Annotated in this window: 21 protein-coding genes; 7 read left to right on the forward strand and 14 right to left on the reverse strand. The window is 69.7% G+C overall.

All coding sequences use genetic code 11. The annotated features are described in order from the left end of the window. Positions 1–3 precede the first annotated feature (3 nt). From hisG to hisS, 3 genes are read right to left on the reverse strand one after another with little or no spacing between them, the layout of a single operon-like run. Positions 4–693: an ATP phosphoribosyltransferase gene (gene hisG, locus Q0833_RS01075; RefSeq protein WP_298429338.1), complete on the reverse strand. Its 690-nt coding sequence runs from the start codon at positions 691–693 to the stop codon at positions 4–6. Then, the gene (locus tag Q0833_RS01080) at positions 690–1,769 is read right to left on the reverse strand and encodes an ATP phosphoribosyltransferase regulatory subunit (protein ID WP_298429340.1); all 1,080 of its coding nucleotides are present in this window, start codon (positions 1,767–1,769) and stop codon (positions 690–692) included. Before Q0833_RS01080 ends, hisG begins: the two co-directional genes overlap by 4 nt. Then, positions 1,766–3,427, reverse strand: coding sequence for a histidine--tRNA ligase (gene hisS / locus Q0833_RS01085; protein WP_298429343.1), 1,662 nt, complete (start codon positions 3,425–3,427; stop codon positions 1,766–1,768). The genes Q0833_RS01080 and hisS overlap by 4 nt, the downstream gene beginning before the upstream one ends. 73 nt (positions 3,428–3,500) lie before the next feature. On the opposite strand from hisS, the gene Q0833_RS01090 reads away from it, so the two are divergent. Together Q0833_RS01090 and Q0833_RS01095 are read left to right on the forward strand one after the other, a co-directional pair. Further along, positions 3,501–3,689, forward strand: coding sequence for a SlyX family protein (locus Q0833_RS01090; protein ID WP_298429346.1), 189 nt, complete (start codon positions 3,501–3,503; stop codon positions 3,687–3,689). Positions 3,690–3,719: 30 nt separating this feature from the next. After that, on the forward strand, positions 3,720–4,862 hold the full coding sequence (locus Q0833_RS01095; RefSeq protein WP_298429349.1) for a cytochrome P450: 1,143 nt from the start codon (positions 3,720–3,722) through the stop codon (positions 4,860–4,862). Positions 4,863–5,146: 284 nt separating this feature from the next. On the opposite strand, the gene denD is transcribed toward Q0833_RS01095, so the two are convergent. The 3 genes from denD to nth all read right to left on the reverse strand — a co-directional run bounded on the left by denD (position 5,147) and on the right by nth (position 8,132). After that, complete coding sequence (gene denD / locus Q0833_RS01100; RefSeq protein WP_298429352.1) at positions 5,147–6,130, reverse strand: D-erythronate dehydrogenase; 984 nt, start codon at positions 6,128–6,130, stop codon at positions 5,147–5,149. 215 nt (positions 6,131–6,345) lie between these two features. Continuing rightward, positions 6,346–7,326, reverse strand: coding sequence for an adenosine kinase (locus Q0833_RS01105; protein WP_298429355.1), 981 nt, complete (start codon positions 7,324–7,326; stop codon positions 6,346–6,348). A 137-nt stretch (positions 7,327–7,463) separates the two neighbouring features. Beyond that, positions 7,464–8,132: an endonuclease III gene (nth, locus tag Q0833_RS01110; RefSeq protein ID WP_298429358.1), complete on the reverse strand. Its 669-nt coding sequence runs from the start codon at positions 8,130–8,132 to the stop codon at positions 7,464–7,466. Between the two features lie 146 nt (positions 8,133–8,278). Here nth and Q0833_RS01115 point away from each other — a divergent pair, with 146 nt between their 5' ends. The 3 genes from Q0833_RS01115 (at position 8,279) to Q0833_RS01125 (ending at position 10,834) form a co-directional block, all read left to right on the forward strand. Further along, the gene (locus Q0833_RS01115) at positions 8,279–9,130 is read left to right on the forward strand and encodes a bifunctional helix-turn-helix domain-containing protein/methylated-DNA--[protein]-cysteine S-methyltransferase (protein ID WP_298429361.1); all 852 of its coding nucleotides are present in this window, start codon (positions 8,279–8,281) and stop codon (positions 9,128–9,130) included. Positions 9,131–9,293: 163 nt separating this feature from the next. Next, positions 9,294–9,944: an OmpA family protein gene (locus Q0833_RS01120; RefSeq protein WP_298429364.1), complete on the forward strand. Its 651-nt coding sequence runs from the start codon at positions 9,294–9,296 to the stop codon at positions 9,942–9,944. Between the two features lie 122 nt (positions 9,945–10,066). Further along, positions 10,067–10,834: a FadR/GntR family transcriptional regulator gene (locus Q0833_RS01125; protein WP_298429367.1), complete on the forward strand. Its 768-nt coding sequence runs from the start codon at positions 10,067–10,069 to the stop codon at positions 10,832–10,834. Between the two features lie 9 nt (positions 10,835–10,843). Here the strand turns inward: Q0833_RS01125 and Q0833_RS01130 are convergent, their stop codons facing one another. The 6 genes from Q0833_RS01130 to glmU all read right to left on the reverse strand — a co-directional run bounded on the left by Q0833_RS01130 (position 10,844) and on the right by glmU (position 19,514). Then, a complete protein-coding gene (locus Q0833_RS01130) occupies positions 10,844–11,908 on the reverse strand; it encodes a PAS domain-containing protein (RefSeq protein ID WP_298429370.1) in 1,065 nt (354 codons plus the stop codon). A gap of 79 nt (positions 11,909–11,987) precedes the next feature. Next, on the reverse strand, positions 11,988–14,219 hold the full coding sequence (gene ptsP, locus Q0833_RS01135; protein WP_298429373.1) for a phosphoenolpyruvate--protein phosphotransferase: 2,232 nt from the start codon (positions 14,217–14,219) through the stop codon (positions 11,988–11,990). A gap of 194 nt (positions 14,220–14,413) precedes the next feature. Then, positions 14,414–15,649 (reverse strand): aspartate kinase, encoded by a 1,236-nt coding sequence (locus tag Q0833_RS01140; protein WP_298429376.1) that lies wholly within the window; start codon positions 15,647–15,649, stop codon positions 14,414–14,416. 72 nt (positions 15,650–15,721) lie between these two features. Then, positions 15,722–16,369 (reverse strand): DNA alkylation repair protein, encoded by a 648-nt coding sequence (locus Q0833_RS01145; RefSeq protein WP_298429379.1) that lies wholly within the window; start codon positions 16,367–16,369, stop codon positions 15,722–15,724. Next, positions 16,366–18,171 (reverse strand): glutamine--fructose-6-phosphate transaminase (isomerizing), encoded by a 1,806-nt coding sequence (gene glmS, locus Q0833_RS01150; protein ID WP_298429382.1) that lies wholly within the window; start codon positions 18,169–18,171, stop codon positions 16,366–16,368. The genes Q0833_RS01145 and glmS overlap by 4 nt, the downstream gene beginning before the upstream one ends. Beyond that, entirely contained in the window at positions 18,171–19,514 is a 1,344-nt protein-coding gene (gene glmU / locus Q0833_RS01155; protein WP_298429385.1) for a bifunctional UDP-N-acetylglucosamine diphosphorylase/glucosamine-1-phosphate N-acetyltransferase GlmU, read from the reverse strand. The genes glmS and glmU overlap by 1 nt, the downstream gene beginning before the upstream one ends. An 84-nt stretch (positions 19,515–19,598) precedes the next feature. Here glmU and Q0833_RS01160 point away from each other — a divergent pair, with 84 nt between their 5' ends. Continuing rightward, entirely contained in the window at positions 19,599–20,270 is a 672-nt protein-coding gene (locus Q0833_RS01160) for an HAD-IA family hydrolase (protein ID WP_298429388.1), read from the forward strand. On the opposite strand, the gene Q0833_RS01165 is transcribed toward Q0833_RS01160, so the two are convergent. Further along, entirely contained in the window at positions 20,267–21,532 is a 1,266-nt protein-coding gene (locus Q0833_RS01165; RefSeq protein WP_298429391.1) for an MmgE/PrpD family protein, read from the reverse strand. The two genes, Q0833_RS01160 and Q0833_RS01165, sit on opposite strands and share 4 nt — an antisense overlap. 89 nt (positions 21,533–21,621) lie before the next feature. On the opposite strand from Q0833_RS01165, the gene Q0833_RS01170 reads away from it, so the two are divergent. Further along, on the forward strand, positions 21,622–22,797 hold the full coding sequence (locus Q0833_RS01170; protein ID WP_298429394.1) for a DegT/DnrJ/EryC1/StrS aminotransferase family protein: 1,176 nt from the start codon (positions 21,622–21,624) through the stop codon (positions 22,795–22,797). A 21-nt stretch (positions 22,798–22,818) separates the two neighbouring features. On the opposite strand, the gene Q0833_RS01175 is transcribed toward Q0833_RS01170, so the two are convergent. Continuing rightward, positions 22,819–23,343 carry a hypothetical protein gene (locus Q0833_RS01175; protein ID WP_298429397.1) on the reverse strand — a complete coding sequence of 175 codons (525 nt, stop codon included), beginning with the start codon at positions 23,341–23,343 and terminating at the stop codon, positions 22,819–22,821. Positions 23,344–23,410: the final 67 nt, after the last annotated feature.

Consider the following 23,410-nt stretch of genomic DNA (forward strand, 5'->3'; position numbering starts at 1 on the left):
GCCCTAGCCCTGCGCGAGGATCGGACGCAGCCGGTCCAGCTCGGACCGTTCGGCCTCGGACCAGTCGGCGACGCGGGAGCGGAAGAGCGTCGCCTGGCTCGCGTGGATCGGACCGCCGTCGAGCACCTTTAGGTGGTTCGCCCGCAGCGTCTCGCCGGTCGAGGTGATGTCAGCGATGGCCTCGGCCGTGCCGTTCAGCACCGTGCCCTCGGTCGCGCCTTGGCTGTCGACGAGCGCGTAGTCGGCGACGCCGTGCTCGGTCAGGTATTCGCGCACGAGGCGGTGATACTTGGTCGCGATCCTCAGCCTGTGGCCATGGGTGGCGCGGAACTGGGCCGCGACCGCGTCGAGATCGTCGGGCGTGTCGCAATCGACCCAGACCTTCGGAACGGCGAGGATCAGGTCGGCATGGCCGAACCCCATCGTGGCCAGCGGCTCGACCCGATCGGCCCAACCGACCATCTTCTCGCGCACGAGGTCGCTGCCTGTGACGCCCAGATGGATGCGCCCGGCGGCCAGCTCGCGCGGGACCTCGCCCGCCGAAAGAAGCACCAGTGCGATCTCGGCGCCCGCGACCGCGCCCGCGTATTCCCGGTCCGATCCGGTGCGCGAGAGGGTCAGGCCGCGCGCGCCGAACCAGTCGAAGGTCTTCTCCATCAGGCGACCCTTGGACGGAATGCCGAGCCGTATCATGGCGCGTCCTCCAGAAGGCCGGGGCGGATGACGCCGCCCACCGCGGGGATCGAGCGGCCTTCGCCGAGGATCGCGGTCAGCGCGTCGTATCGACCGCCGGTGGCGACCGTGCGCCCGCCGCGCGTGAAGGTGAAGGTGAAGCCGTCGTAATATTCCATCGCCGTACGTCCCCGCGCCGGCGCGAAGGACAGGCGGGCCGGGTCGTGGCCCCGTGCGGCCAATGCGTCGGCCCGCGCCTCCAGCCGGTCGGCGGCCGGGTCCAGCGCCGGCAGGTCCACGGCGAGATCGCGGATGCGGGAGACGGCCTCGGAGAGCGGCGCGTCCAGCATCAGAAGCGCGTCGATCGCATCGGCCTCGGGGCCCGGAAGCGGCGGGGTGGCCGCATCCTCGGCCAGCGCGGCGAGGCGCGCCGCGATCTCGGGTGTCTCCCGCAGACCGATGGCGGGACCGGCCTCGGCGACGATGGCTTCGGGCGCTTCGGCGGCGAGGCGCATGAGCAGCGTGGCGCGGGCCGGGCTGGGGGCCGCGCGCCCGGTGAACCGGGCCATCAGGCGGCGGAAGCGGCGCGGCCGCCAGACATGCCGGCGGAGCGCGGCGCGGCGGCGGTCGGTCGTCGTCAGCCCCTCGACCGCCGCGATCAGCAGCCCCAGATCGCCGAGCGCGGGGGCGGGCGCCCACGGGGCGAGCGCACCGCCGATCAGGTCGAACACCTCGGCATCGGCGGCAGCGGGATCGGTGCGGTCGAACACCTCGTAGCCGACCTGAAGGTACTCGCGGGGACGACCCTCGTCGGCCTCCTGCCGCCGGAAGACCTCGCCCGCGTAGCAATAGCGCGCAGGCTCGGCGCCGTGGGCCATGTGGGCCTGAACGACGGGCACCGTGAAATCGGGGCGCAGCATCGTCTCGCCGCGCAGCGGGTCCTGCGTGACGAAGGCACGCGCGCGAATATCCTCGCCATAGAGGTCGAGCAGCGTGCCCGCCGGTTGCAGGATCGACGTCTCGACCGGCGCGGCGCCGGTGGCCGTGAACCGCTGCAACAGGGTGGCCGCGCGAGTGCGGTCGGCGGCGGTGATCATCTCGTGCCCATAGCGTCCGGCAGGGGCAGGCCATGCAGACGGTAGATGCGCTCGATCTCGTCCAAGAGGTCGGCCACGGCCACCTCTGTCTGCGAGGGATGGTCCTTCCACTCCTCGACGCTCGCATCCTCGGCCAGCTTGGCGCCCAGGATCAGGTCCTTGACCTGCACCACGCCCCGCGCGGCCTCGTCCGAGCCCTGGATGATCGCGGCGGGCGCGCCCCGCTTGTCGGCGTATTTGAGCTGATTGCCGAAGTTCTTGGGGTTCCCGAGATAGACCTCGGCCCGGATGCCGGCCTGCCGCAGCGTGGCGACGATGGACTGGTAGTCGGCCATCCGGTCGCGATCCATGACGGTGACGACGACGGGGCCGCCGGTCGCGGGCGCGGCGTCGCGCTTCATGCGGAGCGCGGCGAGCAGCCGGTCGACCCCGATGCTGACGCCCGTGGCGGGCACCTGCTGGCCGGTGAAGCGCGTCACGAGGTCGTCGTAGCGCCCGCCGCCGGCGACGGAGCCGAACTGCCGCGGGCGGCCCTTCTCGTCGGTGATCTCGAAGGTCAGCTCGGCCTCGTAGACGGGACCGGTGTAGTAGCCGAGGCCGCGCACGACGGAGGGGTCGATGGCAATGCGGTCGGGGCCGTAGCCTTGGGCGTCGAGTAGAACTCTTACTTGTTCGAGTTCTGCAACGCCCTCCAATCCGATATTTGAAGTGGAAACCAGCTCACTCAAATATTTTGTAACTTGGTCGTTTGCAAACACACCGACCATAGGATTGCGGTTTGTTGGGCCAGGGTTCTCTAGATATGAAATTTGCTGACCAAGGAGCCGAACCCCCGGCGCGTTGATCGAGTCTGATCCATCACTCAAATACCCCGAAAGCCGCGAAATCACATCTTCTTTGGCGGTAACGAATTGCATAATCACGTCGGCACTATCGTTCGAAAGCCCCGCGCCTTCGGTGAAATCCCCGCTCTCGTCCTTGCGTCCTGCGCGCAATAGCGCGCGCACGCCCTCAACCCCTAGCCGGTCCCGCTTGTCGATCGCGCGCAGCACGATGCCGCGGACGCGCGCGTCGTCCTCGGCGATGCCCGCGACCTCCATCACGCCATCCAGAACCTTGCGGTTGTTGATCCGCACCACGTAGTCGCCACGCGCGATCCCGACCGCTTCCAGCGTGTCGGCCAGCATCGCGCAGATCTCGGCATCCGCCGCGACGCTCGCCGACCCCACGGTGTCCGCATCGCATTGATAGAACTGCCGGAACCGCCCCGGACCCGGCTTCTCGTTGCGCCAGACCGGGCCCATCGCATAGCGGCGATAGGGCGTCGGCAGGTCCTGCCGGTGCTCGGCATAGACGCGGGCCAATGGTGCCGTCAGGTCGTAGCGGAGCGCCAGCCAGTCGCCGGGCTTGTCGCTCTCCTCGCCCTCCTGCCACGCGAAGACGCCCTCGTTCGGGCGGTCCACGTCGGGGAGGAACTTGCCCAACGCCTCGACCGTCTCGACCGCCGAGGATTCCAGCGGATCGAACCCGTAGCGGTGATAGACCTCGGCGATCCGGTCCAGCATCGCCTTGCGCTCGGTGACGTCCGCGCCGAAATAGTCGCGGAAGCCCTTGGGCGGGGCGGCCTTGGGGCGGGGCGTTTTCTTGATCTTGGCCATGGGTCGGGTTCCTGTCCGTCGCGCGACCGTCTACGACCCGCCCACCCGTGCCGCAACCCGCAGAGGCCGTTCCATGCAGGACCTGGAAGAACGCATCGCCCACCTGACCCGCGCGGTCGAGGATCTGTCGGACGTGGTCGCGCGTCAGGCGGGCGAGATCGACGCACTGGAGCGCAAGGTCGCACGCCTCGTCGAGCGGCAGGCGCCGGAGGGCGGCGAGGGCGGCGTCGTGCTGGGCGACGAGCGTCCGCCCCATTGGTGATGCGGGCGGCAGGGCGCTAGGGTCGCGGCCATGATCCTGACCGACCTGCCCGCAGGCTTTCACGACGACCCCTGGCCGCATTACGCCGCCCTGCGCGAGTCGGGCGCGGTGCGGCAGCCCGACGGGTCGGTGCTGGTGGGCCGGCACGCCGACCTGACCGTGATCTACAAGGACACCGCGACCTTCCGCAGCGACAAGCGCGAGGTCTTCGCGCCGAAATACGGCGACGGGCCGCTCTTCCGGCACCACACGACCTCGCTCGTCTTTAACGACCCGCCCTTGCACACGCGCGTCCGCCGCGTGTTGACCGGCGCGTTGACCCCGCGCGCGCTCGAGGGGCTGCGGCCCCGGCTCGAGGCGCTCGTCGACGGGCTCCTGGACCGGTTCGAGGGGGGCGACGCGATCGAAGGCTTCGCCGCCGCGATCCCGGTCGAGGTGATCGGCGACCTTCTCGACGTGCCGCGGGATGAACGTGGGCCGCTCCGAGCGTGGTCGCTGGCGATCCTCGGCGCGCTGGAACCGGCATTGACGGCCGAGCAGCTGCGCGCGGGAGAAGAGGCGGTCTTGGACTTCGAGGCCTATCTGCGCCAACTCGTGGCCCGACGGCGGGCGGCGCCCGGCGACCCCGACACGGATGTGCTGACCCGGTTGATCGAGGGCGGCGACCTGTCCGAGGCGGAGCTTCTGCACAATTGCATCTTCATCCTGAACGCCGGCCACGAGACGACGACGAACCTGATCGGCAACGCGCTCTGGCTCCTGGATCGGGACCGCGCGGCGCGGGCCCACCCGGTCGCAGCTCTGATCGAGGAGACGTTGCGGCTCGAAAGTCCCAACCAGTTCGGCAACCGCCAGACCACGGCGCCGGTCATGCTGCACGGGATCGAACTGCCGATCGGGACGGATGTGCATCTCTGCATCGGGGCGGCCAATCGCGACGCCGCGGTCTTTGTCGATCCCGATCGCATCGCCCCCGATCCCGGCCCGCCCCGCCACCTCGCCTTTGCCGCCGGTCCCCATGTCTGCGTCGGGCTGACGCTGGCGCGGATGGAGGGACGGATCGCAGTCGAGCGGTTCATCGCACGCCATCCCGGCTACCGCGTCACGGATTGCAGGCGCTCGTCCCGCATCCGGTTCCGGGGCTTCGACACCCTTTCTGTCGCCCTCGGCTGAGCCCGTCCATCCGCATGTTTGGAGAGCAAAACGGCGGGTCGTTAACCATTAATTGCGATTCGTCAGGTGAAGCTCGACGGGCGGTACAGGCAGGCATGCCGATGACCGCGAGCGAAGACGCCTCCGTCGCCGGGCACCCGGCTTCCCTCCCGGCGGCCGGGCGACGGAGTGCGGGTCGTCTTTGCTCCCGCAAATATGCAATCCGGCCCTCTAAGTGGCGACCCGGTTCATAATGTCGCCTGCGTCCCTTGCGGGACCGTGGATCGGTGTCTGGGTCCCGCCGCCTAGCCCTTCGCGACCGGAATATTCCCGTCCAGCTCGTCCTCGACATGCGCCCGGATGATGGTGTCCATATCGGGCTCGGCCTCGAACCCGAGGGACCGGGCGCGTCCGGGATCGAAGGCGCGGGGCCAGTTGCCGACGATGGCGGCGACGGTCTCGTCCGGCACATGGCGGATCAGCGCGGTGGCGTCCGGTCCGGCGACCCGTTCGAGCGCCGCGATCTCGTCGGCGACGGTCGCATCGACGCCCGGCAGGTTCAGCGCACGCGACTGGCCCATCGGCGCGAGATCCATTTCGGCAGCATGAAGCAGGAACCCGACCGCCGCGCGGGGCGACGCGAACCAGTGGCGCGTCGTGTCCGGCACCGGAAGCACGGCCTCCTGTCCGATCAGCGGCTCGCGCAGGATGGACGAATAGAACCCCGAGGCGGCGGCGTTGGGCTTGCCGGGACGGATGCAGATCGTCGGGAACCGCAGCGAGATGCCGTCCATCAGGCCCTTCCGGCTGAGGTCGTCGATCAGCATCTCGCCCATCAGCTTCTGCGTGCCGTAGCTCGTCAGCGGGCGGGGCTGGAACGTGTCGTCGATCACGTCGGGAAGCGGCGTTCCGAAGACGGCGATGGACGAGGTGAAGACGAAGCGCGGGCAGTAGTCGGACTGCGCCACGATGGCGTCGCACAGCGCGACCGTGCCGCCGAGATTGACCGCGTATCCCATGGACGTTTTCGCCTCCGCCTCGCCCGAGACGATCGCGGCGAGGTGGAAGATCACGTCGGGGCGCGTCTCGATCAGGGCCGGGCCGGCCGCCGGATCCGCCAGATCGACCGCCAGGGCCGCCCCCGGCGTTCCGACCGGAAGTGTCGGCGCGACCACGTCCACAAGCGTCAGCGCCGTGATCGGCTGACCCTGCAGGGTGCCGCGTGCGATCAGGGCCTCGGTCAGCTTGCGACCGATCATTCCAGCAGCGCCGGTGACGAGGATATGCATGAAGGGCCTCCCTGGGGGTTTGGGGGGGACGCTAGCCGGGTGGCGTTGCCGGGGCCAGCCCGGTTCCGTGAAAGTCGCGCCGGTCGGCCCGGTGCGGGGCGACGCACCGATCCGGGCCGTGGCCGTCCCTGCGGTAGACGAGGACGGGTTGCGGATGATGCGCCCGTGCTGTCACGTCGGATCGTGGCCGCAGCCCCGGCAGCGATCCTCCGAGGTCAGACGAGCCCTTCTGCCCGGAACAGGTCCATCACCTCGACCATGGGGCGCGGGCCGATATGGCCGATCACCTCGCGGGCGCAGACCACGCCCATACGCGCCGCCGTCTCCAGATCGCGCCCCGAGGCCAGACCGTAGAGGAACCCGGCGGCGAACTGGTCGCCCGCGCCGGTGGCGTCGACCACGGTCGCGGGCGTGACCGGCGCGGTGACGCGGGTATCGCCCGAACGGATCCAGACATCCTCGCCCGAACGGGTGCAGGCGACGATCTCGCAGACCTCGGCGGCCATGCCGACCGCGCGGTCGAGATCGTCGGTCTCGTAGAGGGTGGTCCATTCGGCGGCGTTGCCGATGGCCACGTCCATGTCCTCGGCGATCAGGCGCTGGAAGTCGGCACGGTGCCGCTCGGCACAGAACGGGTCCGAGATGGTGATCGCCGAGCGCCCGCCCGCGGCCTTCATCCTGGCGGCCGCTTCGGTGAAGGCGGTCTTCCCGTCGTCCTTGTCGAAGAGATAGCCTTCGAGGAAGAGGAGGCCGCCGCCCTCGAAGATGTCGGGCACGTCGCGCGACGAAATGTCGGCGCCGGCGCCGAGATAGGTGTTCATCGACCGCTCGCCGTCGGGGGTGACGAAGATCATCGAGCGGGTGGTGGGAAGCTCGACATCCATGGGATCGTTCGGGAAGGCTGTTCCGGAGGCCCGCAGCGCCTCGGCGTAGAAGCGGCCCAGCGCGTCGTTCTTGACCTTGCCGATGAAGGCGGTCGACAGGCCCAGCGCGCCGATGCCCGCGAGGCTGTTGGCCACGGACCCGCCGGGGGCCTGGGTCCGGTCGGTCATGGCGGCATAGAGCAGCTCGCCGCGCTCGCGCTCGATCAGCTGCATGATCCCCTTCTCGATTCCCATCTGGTCGAGGAAGCTGTCGTCGGCATGGGAGATCACGTCGACCACGGCGTTGCCGATGCCGATCACGTCATGGGTCATTCGTCGTCCTTTCGGGTGTCGCCCCGCTGGCGCGGGACGATCCGCCGGGGGGCTCCGCCCCCCGGACCCCCCGAGGTATTTCGGGCCAGAGGAGCAGGATTGAGGTTGCCGCGTCCTGCCGTGTCGGACGCGCGGGATCAAGCCCGACCGGGCGTTTCGGTCTTGTCTTCGTAGGGGCAGAGATCGGCGATGAGACAGGCCGGGCATTTCGGCTTGCGGGCGAGGCAGGTGTAGCGGCCGTGCAGGATCAGCCAGTGATGCGCATGGCGCTGGTACGGAGCCGGGACATTGTCCTCGACGGCGCGCTCGACGGCGTCGACGTCCTTTCCCGGCGCGATCCGGGTGCGGTTGCCCACCCGGAAGATATGCGTGTCGACGGCCTGGGCGGGATGACCCCACCACATGTTGAGCACGACATTCGCGGTCTTGCGGCCGACGCCGGGCAGCGACTGGAGGGCCGCGCGCGAGCAGGGCACCTCGCCGCCGTATTCGTCAACGAGGATGCGGCTGAGCTTGATGACGTTCCGGGCCTTGTTGCGAAAGAGACCGATCGTCTTGATGTGTTCGATCACGCCCGCTTCGCCGAGGGCCAGCATCTTGGCCGGCGTGTCGGCCACCGCGAAGAGGCCGCGTGTCGCCTTGTTCACCCCCGCATCGGTCGCCTGCGCCGAGAGCGCCACCGCCACGACGAGCGTGTAGGCGTTGACATGTTCGAGCTCGCCCTTGGGTTCGGGCTCGGCCGCGTGGAAGCGGGCGAAGATCTCGGACTGGATGTCATAGGGCAGGGGCGGGGGCGGTTTGGCCATGGCGCCGGGTATGACGGGGCCGGGCGGGTCGGGCAAGACGGGGCGATCGGCCTTGGTGCTGCGTGACGGCCGGACAAGGCGCAAGAAGCGGGTCGCGGCACCGGGCGCGGGACCATACGTTGGGAGAACACGAGAGGAGGTGCAGGATGCTCCAGTCAGATCCCGCGGTCGACGACCGCTATCACTACCGTCTGATCCGCCGCGCGATCGAACGGATCGACGCGGCCGAGACGCCGCCCGCGCTCGACGATCTCGCCGCGGAAATGCACATGAGCCCGGCCCATTTCCAGCGCACCTTCTCGAGCTGGGCCGGGGTCAGCCCGAAGCGCTTCGCCCAGTATCTTGCGCTGGGACACGCCAAGGCGCTGCTGCGCGATCGCACCAGCCTTCTGGAGACGGCGCTGGGCACGGGATTGTCGGGGACGGGACGTCTCCACGACCTGTTCCTGCGCTGGGAGGCGATGTCGCCCGGTGAATACGCGCGGGGCGGGGCGGGCCTGGCGATTCGGTACGGCTGGTTCGACGGGCCCTTCGGCGAGATGCTGGTGATGGCCACGGAGCGCGGCATCTGCGGGCTGGCGCTCGCCGCCGAGACCGGGCGCGCGGCGGCCTTCGCCGACATGGCGGGCCGCTGGCCCGACGCGACGTTGCAGGAGGACCCCGAGGCGATCCGTCCGATGGTCGAGGCCGTGCTCCGGCTGGAGGGCGAGGCGCGCCTCCACATGATCGGCGGCCCGTTCCAGATCAAGGTCTGGGAGGCGCTGATGCAGGTGCCCTCGGGCCATGTCACCACCTATGGTGCCATCGCGGACGCCATCGGGAGCCCGAAGGCGGTGCGCGCGGTGGGCACGGCAGTCGGACGCAACCCGGTGAGCTGGCTGATCCCCTGCCACAGGGCGCTGCGGAAATCGGGCGGGCTGGGCGGCTATCACTGGGGCCTGCCGGTCAAGCGCGCCCTTCTGGCGTGGGAGACGGCGCGCGCCGAAGCTGGGGCGTAGGCGCCGACATTCGGGTGACATTGCATAACGGAGGGCCGCGCGCGATGTCCCGGCGGAGCGTCGCGCATGGCATCCCGTTTCGCGACGGGACGTGGACCTCTTTCGCGGCGTCATGCGTTGTCTCGGCGCACACCAAAAGATCACAGACTGGAAAGTCACGGATATGACCACCATCAAGCTTCCGCTCGCCGCCGCGCTGTCCGGCATCCTCGTTCTCACCGCCTGCGTCGACGCCACGACGGGCGAGCCGAACCGCACGCGCAACGGCGCGCTGATCGGTGCGGGCATCGGCGCTGCGGCCGGGGCCATCGCGGGCGACGGCAGCCGGGCCGACGAAATCGCGGCGGGCGTCGTTGCGGGCGGTCTGATCGGCGGGGCCATCGGCTCGCGGCTCGACCGCCAGGCCGCGGATCTCCGCAACCAGCTGGGCGATGACCGCATCACCATCCGCAACACCGGCTCGCAGCTGATCGTGACGATGCCGCAGGACATCCTCTTCGCAACCGACAGCGCCTCGCTGCGCGGCGATCTGCAGGCCGACCTGCGCGCCTTGGGCCGCAACCTGCTGCAATATCCCGACACGACGGTGCAGGTCGTCGGCCATGCCGACAATTCCGGATCCGCCGCCTACAATCAGGACCTGTCCGAGCGCCGCGCGCGGTCGGTCGCCGGTGTCCTGCTGGAGCAGGGCGTTCCCGGCTTCCGCGTCCAGGCCATCGGCAGGGGCGAGAGCCAGCCCATCGCTTCGAACCTGACCCCCGAAGGGCGCCAGCAGAACCGCCGCGTCGAGATCGTCATCACCCCCTCGACCTGACGACACGGGCCATCCAACGTCCCCAGCGGCCCCCGGTGCAGTGCACCGGGGGCCGTTTTGCATCGCGGCGCTGGCATCCGGCCGCGCGCGGTCATATGATTTGACCAATTGCGGGAGTTGCCATGCCGTTCCAAAAGATCGAGGCCGAGAAGCTGGCCGCCGCGGTCACCCGACAGATCGAGGGGCTGATCTTGCGGGGCATCCTGCGGCCGGGCGACCGCCTACCGCCCGAGCGCGAACTGTCCGAGCGGCTGGGCGTGTCGCGGCCGTCGCTGCGCGAAGCGGTAGCCGAGCTTCAGGCGCGGGGTCTTCTGTCGACGCGGGCCGGGGCCGGGGTCTATGTGGCCGATGTGCTGGGCAACGCGTTCTCGCCCGCGCTGACACGGCTTTTCGCGAGCCATGAAGACGCGCTCTTCGACTACATCGCCTTTCGCCGCGACATCGAGGGGATCGCCGCCGCACGCGCCGCATGCGACGGATCGGACACGGATCTCGCGGTCGTCGAGGCCGTGTTCCGCAAGATGGAAGCCGCCCATTCGAAGCGCGATCCGTCCGAGGAGGCTGCGCTCGACGCTGATTTCCACATGGCGATCGTCGAGGCGTCGCATAACGTCGTCATGCTGCACATGATGCGTTCGATGATGGACCTGCTGCGGCAGGGCGTCTTTTACAATCGGTCGGTCATGTTCAAGCAACGCACGACGCGGGACATGCTGCTGGACCAGCACAGGGCCATCAACGTGGCCATCCAGTCGCGGGACGCCGAGGCCGCCCGCGCCGCGACCGAGGCCCACCTGACCTTCGTGCGAAGCTGTATGCGTGACCAGCGCGAGGCGGATGCCCACGAGGATATCGCGAAGCTGCGGCTGGAGCAGGAGGCCGGGCGCTAGGCCGATCCGTCAGAGCGGCATCCGCACCACCACGTCGATGCCGTCGGCGTGGAGATCAGTCTCGATCCGGCCGCCATTGGCCGCGAGGATGCGCTGGACGAGGTTCGTGCCTGTCCCGCCCCCGGCCTTCGGGTCGGCCTGCACGGTGGCGTCGTCGGGGACGCCCCGCTCGATCCAGCGCAGCTCGAGCATGTCGTCCTGCCGGGTCCACTCGACCGAGACGCGGCCGGCATGGGAGCGGAAGGCGCCGTACTTGGCCGCGTTGGTCGACAGCTCGTGCAGCGCCATCCCGAGCGGGGCGACCTGTTCGCGGCGCAGCATCACCTCTGGGCCGCCCAGCGTGATATGCGTCGCGCTGTCCGTCCGGTAGGGGCGGATAATGGCGTCGAGCATCACGGCGAGGTCCGTGCCGCCGTCGACGCTCGAGATCGACGCCTCCTGCGCGCGGGCCAGTGCGCTGAGCCGGTCGGACACCGACGCCACGAGATCGGGGATGTCGCGGGCGCCCTTGGCCGAGATGCGCAGGATGGCCGTCGTCACCGCGAAGAGATTGCGCGTCCGGTGCAGGAGTTCTTCGGCGATGTCCTCTGACCGGCGAGACCGGTCGCGTTCGTCCAGCATCTCGGTCACATCCCATTGCGACCCGAAGACATGCGTCAGCTGGCCTTCGGGCGAGAAGATCGGCCCGATATGGAGCGAGTTCCAGAACGGCGTGCCGTCGCGGCGATAGTTGAGGATCTCGACGACGCGCACCTCGCGCCGCTCGATCGCGTCGCGGATCAGGTCGACGGTGCCGCGGTCGGTGTCGGGCCCCTGCAGGAACCGGCAGTTGCGGCCGATCACCTCCTCGCGCGGATAGCCGGTCTGCTCGACGAAGGCCTGGTTGCACAGCACGATGGGCAGGTCGTCCTGCCGGGCATCCGCGATGCAGATCGACATGCGGGTCTGCTCGACCGCCTGGCGGAACAGGTGGTCGACGTCCTCGGCCATGTCTGAGAGGTTCGCGCTCGGGTTGTATCCGATCTCGTCCGGATTGATCGCGCGATCCAGCTGATCGATCTTGTCTTCCGGCATAAACTGGCTTTCTCGCACGGACGTCAGCAGGTTACCGAAGCCACGTCGAGATGCCCCCGCGACAGGGCGTCGCACACGCCTAGCGCGAGCGGAGGTACTCCATGATCGCCGGCCGGGCGGATTGCTCGCCGGCCTCGCGGGAGGCTTCGATGACGTCGCGCACCTCGGCGAGGTTGGAGCGCAGCAGGATGTGCTTCACCGGCCCGATCGAAGCCGGGCGCATCGACAGGCAGCGTAGTCCCATGGCGGCGAAGCACAGGGCCTCGACCGGGCGCCCGGCATCCTCGCCGCAGAAGCTGACGGGTGTGCCCGCCGCCTCGCAGCGCGCCACGATCTGCGCGATCAGCGACAGGAAGCTGACATTGAGCGTGTCGTAGCGCTTGCGCACGCGCTCGTTCTCGCGGTCGGCGGCGAAGAAGAACTGCTTGAGGTCGTTGCCGCCGATCGAGATGAAATCCGCCGCCTCGAAGAACCGGCCGGGCGCGAAGGCGAGGCTGGGGGTTTCCAGCATCGCGCCGATCTTGAGATCCGAGGGGACCGCGTGGCCCAGCGCCGCCTCGCGCTCGACCTGTCGGACGAGCAGGTCCCGCGCCTCGATAAACTCCTCCATCTGTGCGATGAAGGGGAACATGATGCGCGACGGGCGACCATCGGCCGCACGGAGCAGGGCCTGAAGCTGCATCCGCATCACGCCGGGCCGATCGAGCCCGACACGGATCGCGCGCCACCCGAGGGCGGGGTTCGGCTCCTCGGTGGGCTTCATGTAGGGCAGCACCTTGTCGGAGCCGATATCGAGCGTCCGGAAGGTCACGGGCAGCCCGCGCGCGGCATCGAGCACCCGCTTGTAGATCTCGACGAGCTGGCCGCGCTTGGGAACGGTGTTGCGTGTCAGGAATTGAAGCTCGGTCCGGAAAAGCCCGACGCCCTCGGCGCCCGAACCCGCCAGCGAGGGCAGGTCCGCGATCAGGCCCGCGTTCATCATCATCTCGATCCGGTGCCCGTCCGCGGTGACGCATTCGGTGTCTCGGATCGAGGCGTAGCGCTGCTGCGCCTGCTCCTGCATCGCGAGCTTCTCGCGGAAGGCGGCGGTGACCATGTCGTCGGGGCGCAGATGCACCACGCCCTGGTCGCCATCCACGAGGATCGGGTCGCCCGACAGGGCCTCGGTGGTGATCCCCTCGGCCTGCAGCACCAGCGGGATTGCCCAGGCGCGCGCGACGACGGCCGCGTGACTGCCCACCGAGCCTTCTTCCAGGACGACACCGCGCAGCTTGCGCCCGTATTCCAGAAGCTCGCCCGGCCCGATGTTGCGGGCCACCAGAACGGCATTGTCGGGCAGGGCCACGCTGTCGCGCCCCTGACCGGTCAGCATCCGGAGAAGGCGGTTCGACAGGTCGTCGAGATCGGCGAGCCGGTCGCGCAGGTAGGGATCTGCATCGCGCATCCGGGCGCGCGCGGCGGTCTGTTCCTTCTCGACGGCGGCCTCGGCGGTGAGGCCCGCGTCGATATCGTCCTCCATCCGCCTGAGCCAGGACCGCGAATAGGCGAACATGCGGAAGGCCTCGATCACCTCGGTCTGTTCGCGGTCGCCGCTGGCCTGGGTCAGCATCTTGTCGACCGAAAGGCGCAACGCATCGACCGCTTCGCGCAGGCGCACCAGCTCGCCCTCGGGGTCGTCGCTGACGGGGTTGGTGATGACGACGCGGGGGTCGTGGAGGTGAACGACGCCCTCGGCCGAGCCCTCCTGCCCGGTGACGCCCCGCAAGAGCACCTGCTGTGCATGGCGTGGGCGCAATGCCTCGCCCTCGCCGACGAAGGCGCCGAGCTCGGTCATCTCGGCCAGGACCATCGCCACGACCTCGAGCGCGTAGACCTCGTCCTCGGAGTATTCTCGGGCCTCGCGCGACTGGACCACGAGCACGCCGAGCCGCTCGCCCAGACGCTGCACGGGCACACCGAGAAAGGCGGAGAACACCTCCTCGCCGGTCTCGGGCATGTAGCGGAATCCGCGCGTCGCGGGCGCGTTGGCCGTGTTGATCGAGACCCGCCGCCGCGCGACGCGGCCGACGAGGCCCTCGCCCAGCCGCATTCGCGTGACGTGGACCGCATCCGCGTTGAGCCCGCGCGTCGCACACAGCTCCAGCGTATCGGCATCGCGGTTGAGATAGATCGAGCAGACATCGGTCCGCATCGAATCGGCCACGAGGTCAACGATCCGGTCGAGCCGCTCCTGCCCCTGCGCCTCCTCGGCCATGACGGCCTTGAGCCGCCGCAAGAGCTTGCGGCTATCTGTGTCCTTCGACTTGGGCATCTGAATTGGTCGCTCCCTCGGGTTCCCTATACGGGGCCGCGTCGCGCTTGGGGAGAGGGGGCGGCGCGGGGATGTCCGTTGCCTCAGGGTCGGCTGCGCGATCGATGTGCGATGACGTCGCCCCCGCACCCGAATTGGGCGACCGAGGAAGGCGCATGAGGGCGTCCGGGGGGACCGGGCAGGCGCCCCGACGGTCAGGCCGTCTCGAGCTCGAACGCGTCGTGGAGCGCCTGCACGGCCAGTTCCATGTATTTCCGGTCGATCAGAACCGAGATCTTGATCTCGGACGTGGTGATCACCTTGATGTTCACGCCTTCGTCCGAGAGCGCCTTGAACATGCGCGCCGCGACGCCCGCATGGCTGCGCATCCCGATGCCCACGACCGAGACCTTCGAGACGCCTTCATCGGCGATCAGGTCATGATAGTCGATCTCGCCCCGATCCTTGGCTGCCGCGACGGCCTTCTCGGCGCGCGCCACCTGATCGACGGGCAGCGAGAAGGTCATGTCGGTGCGCCCGTCCTCGGCGATGTTCTGGACGATCATGTCCACGTTCACCCCCGCTTCCGACAGCGGGCCGAAGATGGCGGCCGACACACCCGGCCGGTCGGCGACCGAGACCAGCGTCATCTTGGCCTCGTCGCGCACGAAGGCGACCCCGGCGATCACGTTCGATTCCATGATGTCCTCCTCGTCGCAGACCAGCGTGCCCGCGTCGTCCGATTGTTCCTCGAAGCTCGACAGCACGCGCAGCTTCACCTTGTAGCGCATCGCGAGTTCGACCGAGCGCGTCTGCAGCACCTTGGCCCCCAGCGAGGCCAGCTCCAGCATCTCCTCGAAGGCGATCCGGTCGAGCTTGCGGGCCTTCGACACGATCCGCGGATCGGTCGTATAGACCCCGTCCACGTCGGTGTAGATGTCGCAGCGCACCGCGTCGAAGGCGGCGGCGAAGGCGACGGCCGTCGTGTCCGACCCGCCCCGGCCCAGCGTTGTGATGCGGCCCTCGGGCGAGATGCCCTGGAAGCCCGCGACGACCGCGACCTTCATGCCTTGCGCGAACTTCGCATCGAGATTGGCCGGCGGAATGTCCTCGATCCGGGCGCTCGAATGCACCGAGGAGGTCAGGACCGGCACCTGCCAGCCTTGCCACGACCGCGCGTCGATCCCGTTCTCCTGCAACACCAGCGCCAGAAGGCCCGCGGTCACGTTCTCGCCCGAGGACACCACCGCGTCATATTCACGCGCATCGTAGAAGGGCGAGGTCTCGTTCACCCAGCCGACCAGCTCGTTGGTCTTTCCCGACATGGCCGAGACGACGACGATCACCTCGTGGCCCCGCGCAACCTCGACGCCCACGCGCTTGGCGACGCGCTTGATACGCTCGAGATTGGCGACGGAGGTGCCGCCGAATTTCATCACGAGACGGGTCATGGCCTGTCTGCCTCTGGATCCGGGTCGCGGGCGGCATAGGGGAGCCGACGGGTGGGGGCAAGGCTGCGGGCGTCAGCCCCGGAAGGCGGCGACGCGGTCAGGGTCCCTGCGGGCCAGATCGCGCAGCCAGGATTCGACCGCCTGTGCGATGACCGGCCGGGTGTCGGTGCGGAGCGCGGCGGCCCAGCCCAGCACCCGTTCGCGTGCGGCCCGCTCGGGCTCGGATGGATGGTTTGCGCGGGCCAGATGGGTCGTTCCCGCAAGCACCGTGCGACGGGTCCAGGGATTGGCGGCCGTCGCCCAGTCGTCCAACAGGTCCAACCGCTCCGGGCGCGCCGCAAGCCGCCGCGTGATCGCCGCTGCCGCCGCATCCGCAAGCGCGCGGCAATCGAGCCGGTGGACCCACCGTTCCAGAAGGGACCAGACGCCATCATCGGGACGGATGCGCGCCTGCGTCAGAAGCTTGCAGGCCAGCATCCGGGCATCGAACACGTCGGCCCGCCAGAGCGCGTCGGAGATGATGACGCGGTGATCCACCGAGAGCGTCCCCCGCAGCGCCTTGGCCATCTCGTTCAGCGTGTCGGGCGCCACGCCCCAGGTTTCGCGGTCGGTGCGGTTGGCCGCCCGGTCCCGCGCGGCGCGCGTCGCGTCCCCTGCCGCGCGCAGGTCGGCAAGGATCGCGTCCTTCCGATCCCCGAGGCTGAGGTCGCCGTCACTCATTCCACGGTCACCGATTTGGCGAGGTTGCGGGGCTGGTCCACGTCCGTGCCCTTGTGAACGGCCGTGTGGTAAGCGAGGAGCTGCGCCGGGATGGCATAGAGGATCGGCGCGAAGATCGAGTCGACCTTGGGCATCACCAGCACCTCCCAGACCCCCTCGGAGGCCTGCGCGGCGCCGTCGGCGTCGGTGACCAGCAGGACCTGTCCCTCGCGCGCCATGACCTCCTGCATGTTGCTGACGGTCTTGTCGAAGAGCGCGTCGACCGGCGCGAAGACGACGATCGGCATGCTGCGGTCGACCAGCGCGATGGGCCCGTGCTTGAGCTCGCCCGAGGCATAGGCCTCGGCGTGGATATAGCTGATTTCCTTGAGCTTCAGCGCGCCCTCATGGGCCAGCGGATACATCGGCCCGCGCCCGAGGAAGAGGATGTCGGACGCCTCGGCCAGCCGGTGGGCCAGCGCCTCGCAGCGGTCCTCGATCCCGAGCGCGGTGCTGACGAGACCGGGCAGCGCGCGGAGCCCTGCGACCAGTGCGGCCTCGCGGTGGGCGTCGATCTCGCCCCGGTCGACGCCCGCACGGATCGCCAGCGCCAGGAGCGCGGCGAGCTGGTTGACGAACGCCTTGGTCGACGCGACGCCCACCTCGACGCCCGCGAGTATGGGCAGGGCGACATCGCTTTCGCGCGCGATGCTGCTCTCGGCTACGTTGACGACCGAGACGATCGCCCGCGCCTTGCCGCGCGCGTAGCGTAGGGCCGCGAGCGTGTCCGCCGTCTCGCCCGACTGGCTGACGAAGAGCGCGGTGTTCCCGGCGCCGACGGGCCCCTCGCGGTAGCGGTATTCCGATGCGATATCGACGTCGACGGGCAGCCGCGCGAGGCTCTCGAACCAATATTTCGCCACCGTGCAGGCGATATGGGCGGTGCCGCAGGCGACCATCTGGACGCGGTCCGTCGCCGCCCAGTCGTATTCGACCGGGGGTACGACGCGGTCGCCCTCGGTATAGGCGCCGATCACCTGCGCCAGCGTCTGCGGCTGCTCGTGGATCTCCTTGGCCATGAAATGCCGGTGGCCGGCCTTCTCCATCTGCCGGGCCTCGACCGACACGCGCCGCGTCTCGCGGTGGACCTGGCGGCGCTCGGCGTCGAACACCTGCGCGCCCGCCCGCGTCACCACGGCGCGGTCGCCATCCTCGAGATAGGTCACCCGGTCGGTCAGCCCCGCGAGCGCGATCGCGTCCGAGCCTACGAACATCTCGCCCTGCCCGTGCCCGATGGCGAGCGGCGGCCCCTCGCGGCCGCAGATCAGAAGGTCCGGCTCGCCCTCGAAGAGGAAGCACAGCGCATAGGCCCCACGCAGCCGGTCGATGGTCGCGAAGGCCGCCTCGCGCGGAGACAGCCCCTCGGAAAGATGATGCTCGCAGAGCCGCACGATGGTCTCGGTGTCGGTCTGGCTCTCCCACGGGCCGCCGAGTTCGGCGCGCAGCTCCTGGAAGTTCTCGATGATGCCGTTATGGACGACCGCCACGCGCCCGGCGCGGTGGGGATGGGCGTTATCCTCGGTGACCGCGCCATGGGTGGCCCAGCGGGTGTGGCCGATGCCTGCGAAGCCCGGCAGCGGGTCGTGCACCAAGAGGTCGGCGAGGTTCACCAGCTTGCCCACGGCGCGGCGTCGGTCGAGCCTGCCCTCGTTGACGGTGGCGATCCCGGCGCTGTCATAGCCGCGATATTCCAGCCGCTTCAGGGCGTCGACCATGATCGGCGCCGCCTGGTGGTCGCCCAGTATTCCGATGATCCCGCACATCAGCGTGCCTCCTTTGCGGCACGCAGTTTGGCCATCAGCCGTCGCGCGAGCCCCGCCTTGTTGACTTGCTTGGCGCGCCCGAGCGCCAGCGCGCCCTCGGGCACGTCTTCGGTCACGACCGATCCGCTGGCGGTCAGCGCCTCGGCCCCGATCGTGACCGGCGCCACCAGCATCGTGTTCGACCCGATAAAGGCGTCGGCGCCGATCTCCGTCCGGTGCTTGAAGACGCCATCGTAATTGCAGGTGATGGTGCCCGCGCCGATATTGGCACGCGCGCCCACCTCGGCGTCGCCGACATAACTCAGGTGGTTGATCTTCGCGCCCTCGTGGATGCTGGCGGCCTTCACCTCGACGAAATTGCCGATGCGGACGTCCCGATCCAACTCGGCACCGGGTCGCAGGCGAGCATAGGGGCCGACGACACAGCCCTCCGAGACGTGACAGCCCTCCAGATGGCTGAAGGCGCGGATGGTCGCGCCGCTCTCGATCGTGACGCCGGGGCCGAAGACGACATGCGGCTCGATCACCACGTCGCGGCCCAGATGGGTGTCATGGGCGAACTGCACCGTCTCGGGCACCGTGAGGGTCGCGCCGTTCTCCATCGCGGCATGACGCGCGCGGGCCTGGAAGGCGGCTTCGGCCATAGCGAGATCCATGCGGGTGTTGACGCCCATCGTCTCGGCTTCGGGGCAGGTGACCACGCGCGCCGACATCCGCGCCGCCCGCGCGAGGCCGACGATGTCGGTGAGGTAGTACTCCCCCGCCGCGTTGTTCGAGCCGACCTGGTCGATGAGGTCGAAAAGGACCGTGGCCTGCGCGCAGAGCACGCCGGAATTGCACAGCGTGATCGCCCGTTCCTCGGGCGTCGCGTCCTTGGCTTCGACGATGCGCTCCAGCCGGTCGCCCTGGGCCACGAGGCGGCCGTAGCGCCCGGGCTCGGCGGCCTCGAAGCCCAGCACGACGACACCCGCACCGTCGCGCCGCGCGGCGATCATCGCCTGCAGCGTCTCGGGCCGGATGAAGGGCGTGTCGCCGTAGAGCACGATCGCATCACCCTCGAACCCCGCCAGCGCGGCCCGCGCCTGGGCCACGGCATGGGCGGTCCCGAGCTGCTCGCTCTGGCGCACCACGACGGCTTCGGGATCATGGGACGTCGCGGCCGCCTCGACGGCGTCGCCGCCATGGCCCGCGACGATCACGGTCCGCTCCGGATCGAGCGACGCGCCCGCCATCATCGCGTGCACGAGAAGCGGCGCGTGCGCGACCTCGTGCAGCACCTTCGGGCGGTCCGATTGCATCCGGCTGCCCTGTCCGGCGGCGAGGACGATCAACGCGATGGACATGTGAAACCTTCCCTTGGATGCGCAGCCGTTCTACCTGCGCGGTCACATGTCGCAAGTCAGGCGTCGGCGAAAGGACACCCGATCATGAAACGATCCGTCATATTCGATCTGGACGGGACGCTCTGCGACACGTCGGGCGACCTGCTGGCTGCGGCCAACGTGGCCTTCGCCGATCTGGGCCGCGACGTGCGGCTGGATGCCGACGCCGCCGAGGACCGGGCGACGGCGCTGCGCGGCGCGCGGGCGATGCTGCGCCTCGGGCTCGGGCGCCTTGGCGCGGTCGACGAGGCCGAGGTCGATGCGGGCTTCCAGCCGCTTCTCGACGCCTACGGGCGCGACATCGCGCGCCACACGGTGTTCTATCCGGGTGCGCTGGACGCGGTGGCCCGGCTGCGCGAGGGCGGCGACGCGGTGGCGATCTGCACCAACAAGCCCGAGGGGCTGGCCCGGCAGTTGATGGACGCGCTGGACGCGAGCCACCATTTCGACGCGCTCTTCGGGGCCGACACGCTGCCCGTGCGCAAGCCCGATCCTCGCCACCTGACCGAAACGGTCGCGGCCGTGGGCGGCACGCCGTCCCGCGCGGTGCTGATCGGCGACACCCAGACCGACCGCGACACGGCCAAGGCGGCGGGCGTGCCCTGTATCCTCGTGACCTTCGGGCCGGGGTCGAACAACGTCGCAGACCTCGCCCCCGAAGCGCTGCTGCACGATTACGGCCAGCTCGAGGACGCGCTCCGCCTCGTCGGTCTCTAGGGCCGGAGCGCGGCGCGCAGATCGGCCATCGTCCAATCGTCGCTGGCAAGCATCGTCTTCAACCGATTGGCGCGTGCCGGGGCGACGATCCCCGCGACGATCTGATCGAACTTCGCGGCCAGCTCGGAATCTGTCGGCGGCGCATCGGAATCCCAGCGGGGCCGGTGCCACGCGCTGACATGCTCGACCCCGCCCGCCACGATCCGGGCGCGGGCCATCCGAACCGCGGGGAAGGCGGCATTGGCGGCCGCGTCCTCGACGAAGCGAACCCGGCTCGCGATCTCCAGCACGGCCGCATCGGTCAAGGTCTCGCCCGAGACGTCGCGGGGCCCGATCCCGCCCCGCGCCAGTGCGACCGCGACAGGGAACGCCGTCGAATACTGTGCCTCCTCGGTCGTGGTTGGACGGGTGACCGCGAGCCGGATCGCCTCGTGGAAGGTCTCGATGGTGACGGTCTCGATGGGGGCCTCCAGCGCGCCGCGCAGGGACAGCACCGCCTCGACCGGCGCCTGCGCCCAGCGGCACACGGGATACGGCTTGAAGTACTGCTCGTGGATCATCCAGCGCGTCCCGAGGTCGTCCCAGGCCGGGCCGTCGCAGACGCGCGCCGGGGCGCCGGTGAAGCCGCGCGCGGCCAGCGCGGCGGCTTGCACACCCACCATCGCGCCCTGGCCCGAGCCGTCCTTGACCATGGTCGGGGCGTCGATGCAGCGCATCATCTGGCTGCGGGGGCCGTGGTATTCGGCGATGCCCATCGCCTCGCGCATCGCCCCGGCGTCCAGCCCCGCGACCCGTGCCGCCAACCCCGCAACCGCCACCGCGACCCAGGCGCCGGAGGTATGGTAGTCGGGCGACGTCGCGTGCTGCGTCACACCCGCGCGGTGCGCCACCTCGTAGCCACGCGCCAAGAGGTCCAGCACGGCCGCCCCCGGCATCGCGTCCGGCACCACCGCCAGCAGCCCCGCGATCAGGCCGCAGCCGGCGTGACCCTTGGTGGCATTCGCCCCGTCATGGCCGTCCAGCGCGTCGATGGTCATGCCCGCCGCCAGCGCCACCCCCATCGGCGCCGCGGTCCGTGCGTCGAAGGCCAGCGGGACCGTGCCCGGCAGGTCCGCGGCGGCGTGGTCTGCGACGATCTGCGCGAGCGGCAGGATCGACCCGCCCCAGCCGACGCCCACGAGGTCCAGAAGGCAGCGCCGCGCCTGCGCCGTCACCGCCACCGGTAACGCCGCCCGGTCCGTCAGGAAGTCGATCGCGTCCATCCGACCCTCTCTGGCCTTATCCGACATTGCCGTCTGGCCCGATCGCGACATTGACGCGCGCCCCGCGCGTCACCAAGGCTGGCCCGCGCATGGAACGGTTCGACAAATCCTTCACCCGGCAGGAGCCGATCCCCGAGGCGGGGATCGCCGCCGCCGTCGACGTGATGCGCTCCGGCGTGCTGCATCGCTACGGGGCCGAGCCGTCGCAGGTCGCCGCGCTCGAGGCCGAGTTCGCGGCCCAGACCGGTGCGGCCCATTGCATCGCGGTGGCGTCGGGCGGCTACGCAATGGGCTGCGCGCTCCGGGCGCTTGGCGTGGCGCCGGCCGATCCGGTGCTCACCAATGCCTTCACGCTGGCCCCCGTGCCCGGTGCGATCGCCGCCGTCGGTGCGGTGCCGGTGCTGGTCGAGACGACCGAGACCCTCGTCCTCGACCTCGACGACCTCGCGGAGCGCATCGCCGCGTCCGGCGCGCGCGTCCTGATGCTGAGCCATATGCGCGGTCATATCGTGGACATGGAGGCGCTGATGGCGATCTGCGACGCCGCCGGTGTCGCCGTGGTCGAGGATTGCGCGCATACGATGGGCGCGGCCTGGAGCGGCGTGCCGTCCGGTCGCTGGGGCACGGTGGGGTGCTATTCCTGCCAGACCTACAAGCACGTCAATTCGGGCGAGGGCGGGCTGATCGTCACCGACGACGCCGACCTCGCCGCGCGGATGATCCTGCTTTCGGGGAGCTACATGCTCTACGACCGCAACGGCACCGCCCCCGACGCAGAAATCTTCGCGCGCCACGCCGGGACCGTGCCGAATGTCTCGGGCCGGATGGACGAGTTGCGGGCCGCGATCTTGCGGCCCCAAATCGCCGACCTGCCCCGACAGGTGGAGCGCTGGAACGCGCGCTACCGCGTGCTCGAGGACGGATTCCGCGCGGCCCCCGGTCTTGCCATCATCGCGCGTCCCCAGGCCGAGGCCTATGTCGGCTCGTCGATCCAGGCGGTCGCGGGCGACCCGGCCCGCGTGCCGTCCTTCGTCGCCGGATGCGCGGCGCGGGGCGTCGAATGGAAGTGGTTCGGGGCCGAACGCGCGGTCGGCTTCACCTCGGCGCACCGGCATTGGGGCTATCTCGCGCCGCAGCGCCTGCCGCGCACCGATGCCGCGCTGGCGGGGCTTCTGGACATGCGCGTGCCGCTGACCTTCGATCTGGACGATTGCGCGCTGATCGGACGGATCGTGGCCGACGAGGCGGCGCGCCACCTCGCGTGACCGCCGACCTGCACGCGGGTCTCAGCCCATCGCGCCCATCTCGTCCTCGTCATCGATGATCCCCTGGCGGGGCGGACGCGCGACCACCTGGCTCGCGTTCCACGTCACGACGTGATCGTGGATCGCGCGCATCAGGTCGCCGGGCGACTTGGCATGGGGCATCGAGAGCCCGAGCGCGTAGGCGATGAGCTCCGAGCAGTACCACCTGTCCCTGGAATGCCGTCGGAAGTTGAAGAGCTGGCTCAGCACCATCGACCAAAGCTCGTAGGGGCGGCCCTCTTCGGCCAGGGCGCGGTCCCAGGCGTCGGGCCGGGCCCAGGGAACGGCGTAGATGTCCCACTTGCCGTCCTCGAGCGTGATCTCCTTGATGCGCACGCCCCCGTCACGGGCCGAGGCGCTGAGACAGGTGACGGTGTCGCCTCGCGCGGGGCGTGTGTCCTGCCGGATCATCTCGCAATGCGAAAACGGCGACCGGGTCGCCGCCCGCACGATCTTGTCGGCGAGCGTTCCACGACCCCGATAGAAGGCGACCCAATAGCGCGACATCTGGCAAATCCTCGTGACCGGAACAGCCCCGAGGGTGCAAGCCGACCCCTGTCGCGGTCAAGCATGG

Origin of the sequence: uncultured Jannaschia sp., assembly GCF_947503795.1 — a bacterium.
GTDB lineage: Bacteria > Pseudomonadota > Alphaproteobacteria > Rhodobacterales > Rhodobacteraceae > Jannaschia.

Bases quoted from the DNA above. Each gene is read 5' to 3' on its own strand.
- Q0833_RS01095 (WP_298429349.1), top strand. From the start codon at position 3,720: ATGATCCTGACCGACCTGCCCGCAGGCTTTCACGACGACCCCTGGCCG.
- Q0833_RS01090 (WP_298429346.1), top strand. From the start codon at position 3,501: ATGCAGGACCTGGAAGAACGCATCGCCCACCTGACCCGCGCGGTCGAG.
- Q0833_RS01145 (WP_298429379.1), bottom strand. From the start codon at position 16,369: ATGAGTGACGGCGACCTCAGCCTCGGGGATCGGAAGGACGCGATCCTT.
- Q0833_RS01105 (WP_298429355.1), bottom strand. From the start codon at position 7,326: ATGACCCATGACGTGATCGGCATCGGCAACGCCGTGGTCGACGTGATC.
- nth (WP_298429358.1), bottom strand. From the start codon at position 8,132: ATGGCCAAACCGCCCCCGCCCCTGCCCTATGACATCCAGTCCGAGATC.
- Q0833_RS01115 (WP_298429361.1), top strand. From the start codon at position 8,279: ATGCTCCAGTCAGATCCCGCGGTCGACGACCGCTATCACTACCGTCTG.
- Q0833_RS01165 (WP_298429391.1), bottom strand. From the start codon at position 21,532: ATGGACGCGATCGACTTCCTGACGGACCGGGCGGCGTTACCGGTGGCG.
- hisG (WP_298429338.1), bottom strand. From the start codon at position 693: ATGATACGGCTCGGCATTCCGTCCAAGGGTCGCCTGATGGAGAAGACC.
- Q0833_RS01160 (WP_298429388.1), top strand. From the start codon at position 19,599: ATGAAACGATCCGTCATATTCGATCTGGACGGGACGCTCTGCGACACG.
- Q0833_RS01130 (WP_298429370.1), bottom strand. From the start codon at position 11,908: ATGCCGGAAGACAAGATCGATCAGCTGGATCGCGCGATCAATCCGGAC.
- Q0833_RS01080 (WP_298429340.1), bottom strand. From the start codon at position 1,769: ATGATCACCGCCGCCGACCGCACTCGCGCGGCCACCCTGTTGCAGCGG.
- Q0833_RS01175 (WP_298429397.1), bottom strand. From the start codon at position 23,343: ATGTCGCGCTATTGGGTCGCCTTCTATCGGGGTCGTGGAACGCTCGCC.
- Q0833_RS01170 (WP_298429394.1), top strand. From the start codon at position 21,622: ATGGAACGGTTCGACAAATCCTTCACCCGGCAGGAGCCGATCCCCGAG.
- Q0833_RS01140 (WP_298429376.1), bottom strand. From the start codon at position 15,649: ATGACCCGTCTCGTGATGAAATTCGGCGGCACCTCCGTCGCCAATCTC.
- Q0833_RS01120 (WP_298429364.1), top strand. From the start codon at position 9,294: ATGACCACCATCAAGCTTCCGCTCGCCGCCGCGCTGTCCGGCATCCTC.
- glmU (WP_298429385.1), bottom strand. From the start codon at position 19,514: ATGTCCATCGCGTTGATCGTCCTCGCCGCCGGACAGGGCAGCCGGATG.
- Q0833_RS01125 (WP_298429367.1), top strand. From the start codon at position 10,067: ATGCCGTTCCAAAAGATCGAGGCCGAGAAGCTGGCCGCCGCGGTCACC.
- denD (WP_298429352.1), bottom strand. From the start codon at position 6,130: ATGCATATCCTCGTCACCGGCGCTGCTGGAATGATCGGTCGCAAGCTG.
- hisS (WP_298429343.1), bottom strand. From the start codon at position 3,427: ATGGCCAAGATCAAGAAAACGCCCCGCCCCAAGGCCGCCCCGCCCAAG.
- ptsP (WP_298429373.1), bottom strand. From the start codon at position 14,219: ATGCCCAAGTCGAAGGACACAGATAGCCGCAAGCTCTTGCGGCGGCTC.
- glmS (WP_298429382.1), bottom strand. From the start codon at position 18,171: ATGTGCGGGATCATCGGAATACTGGGCGACCACCAGGCGGCGCCGATC.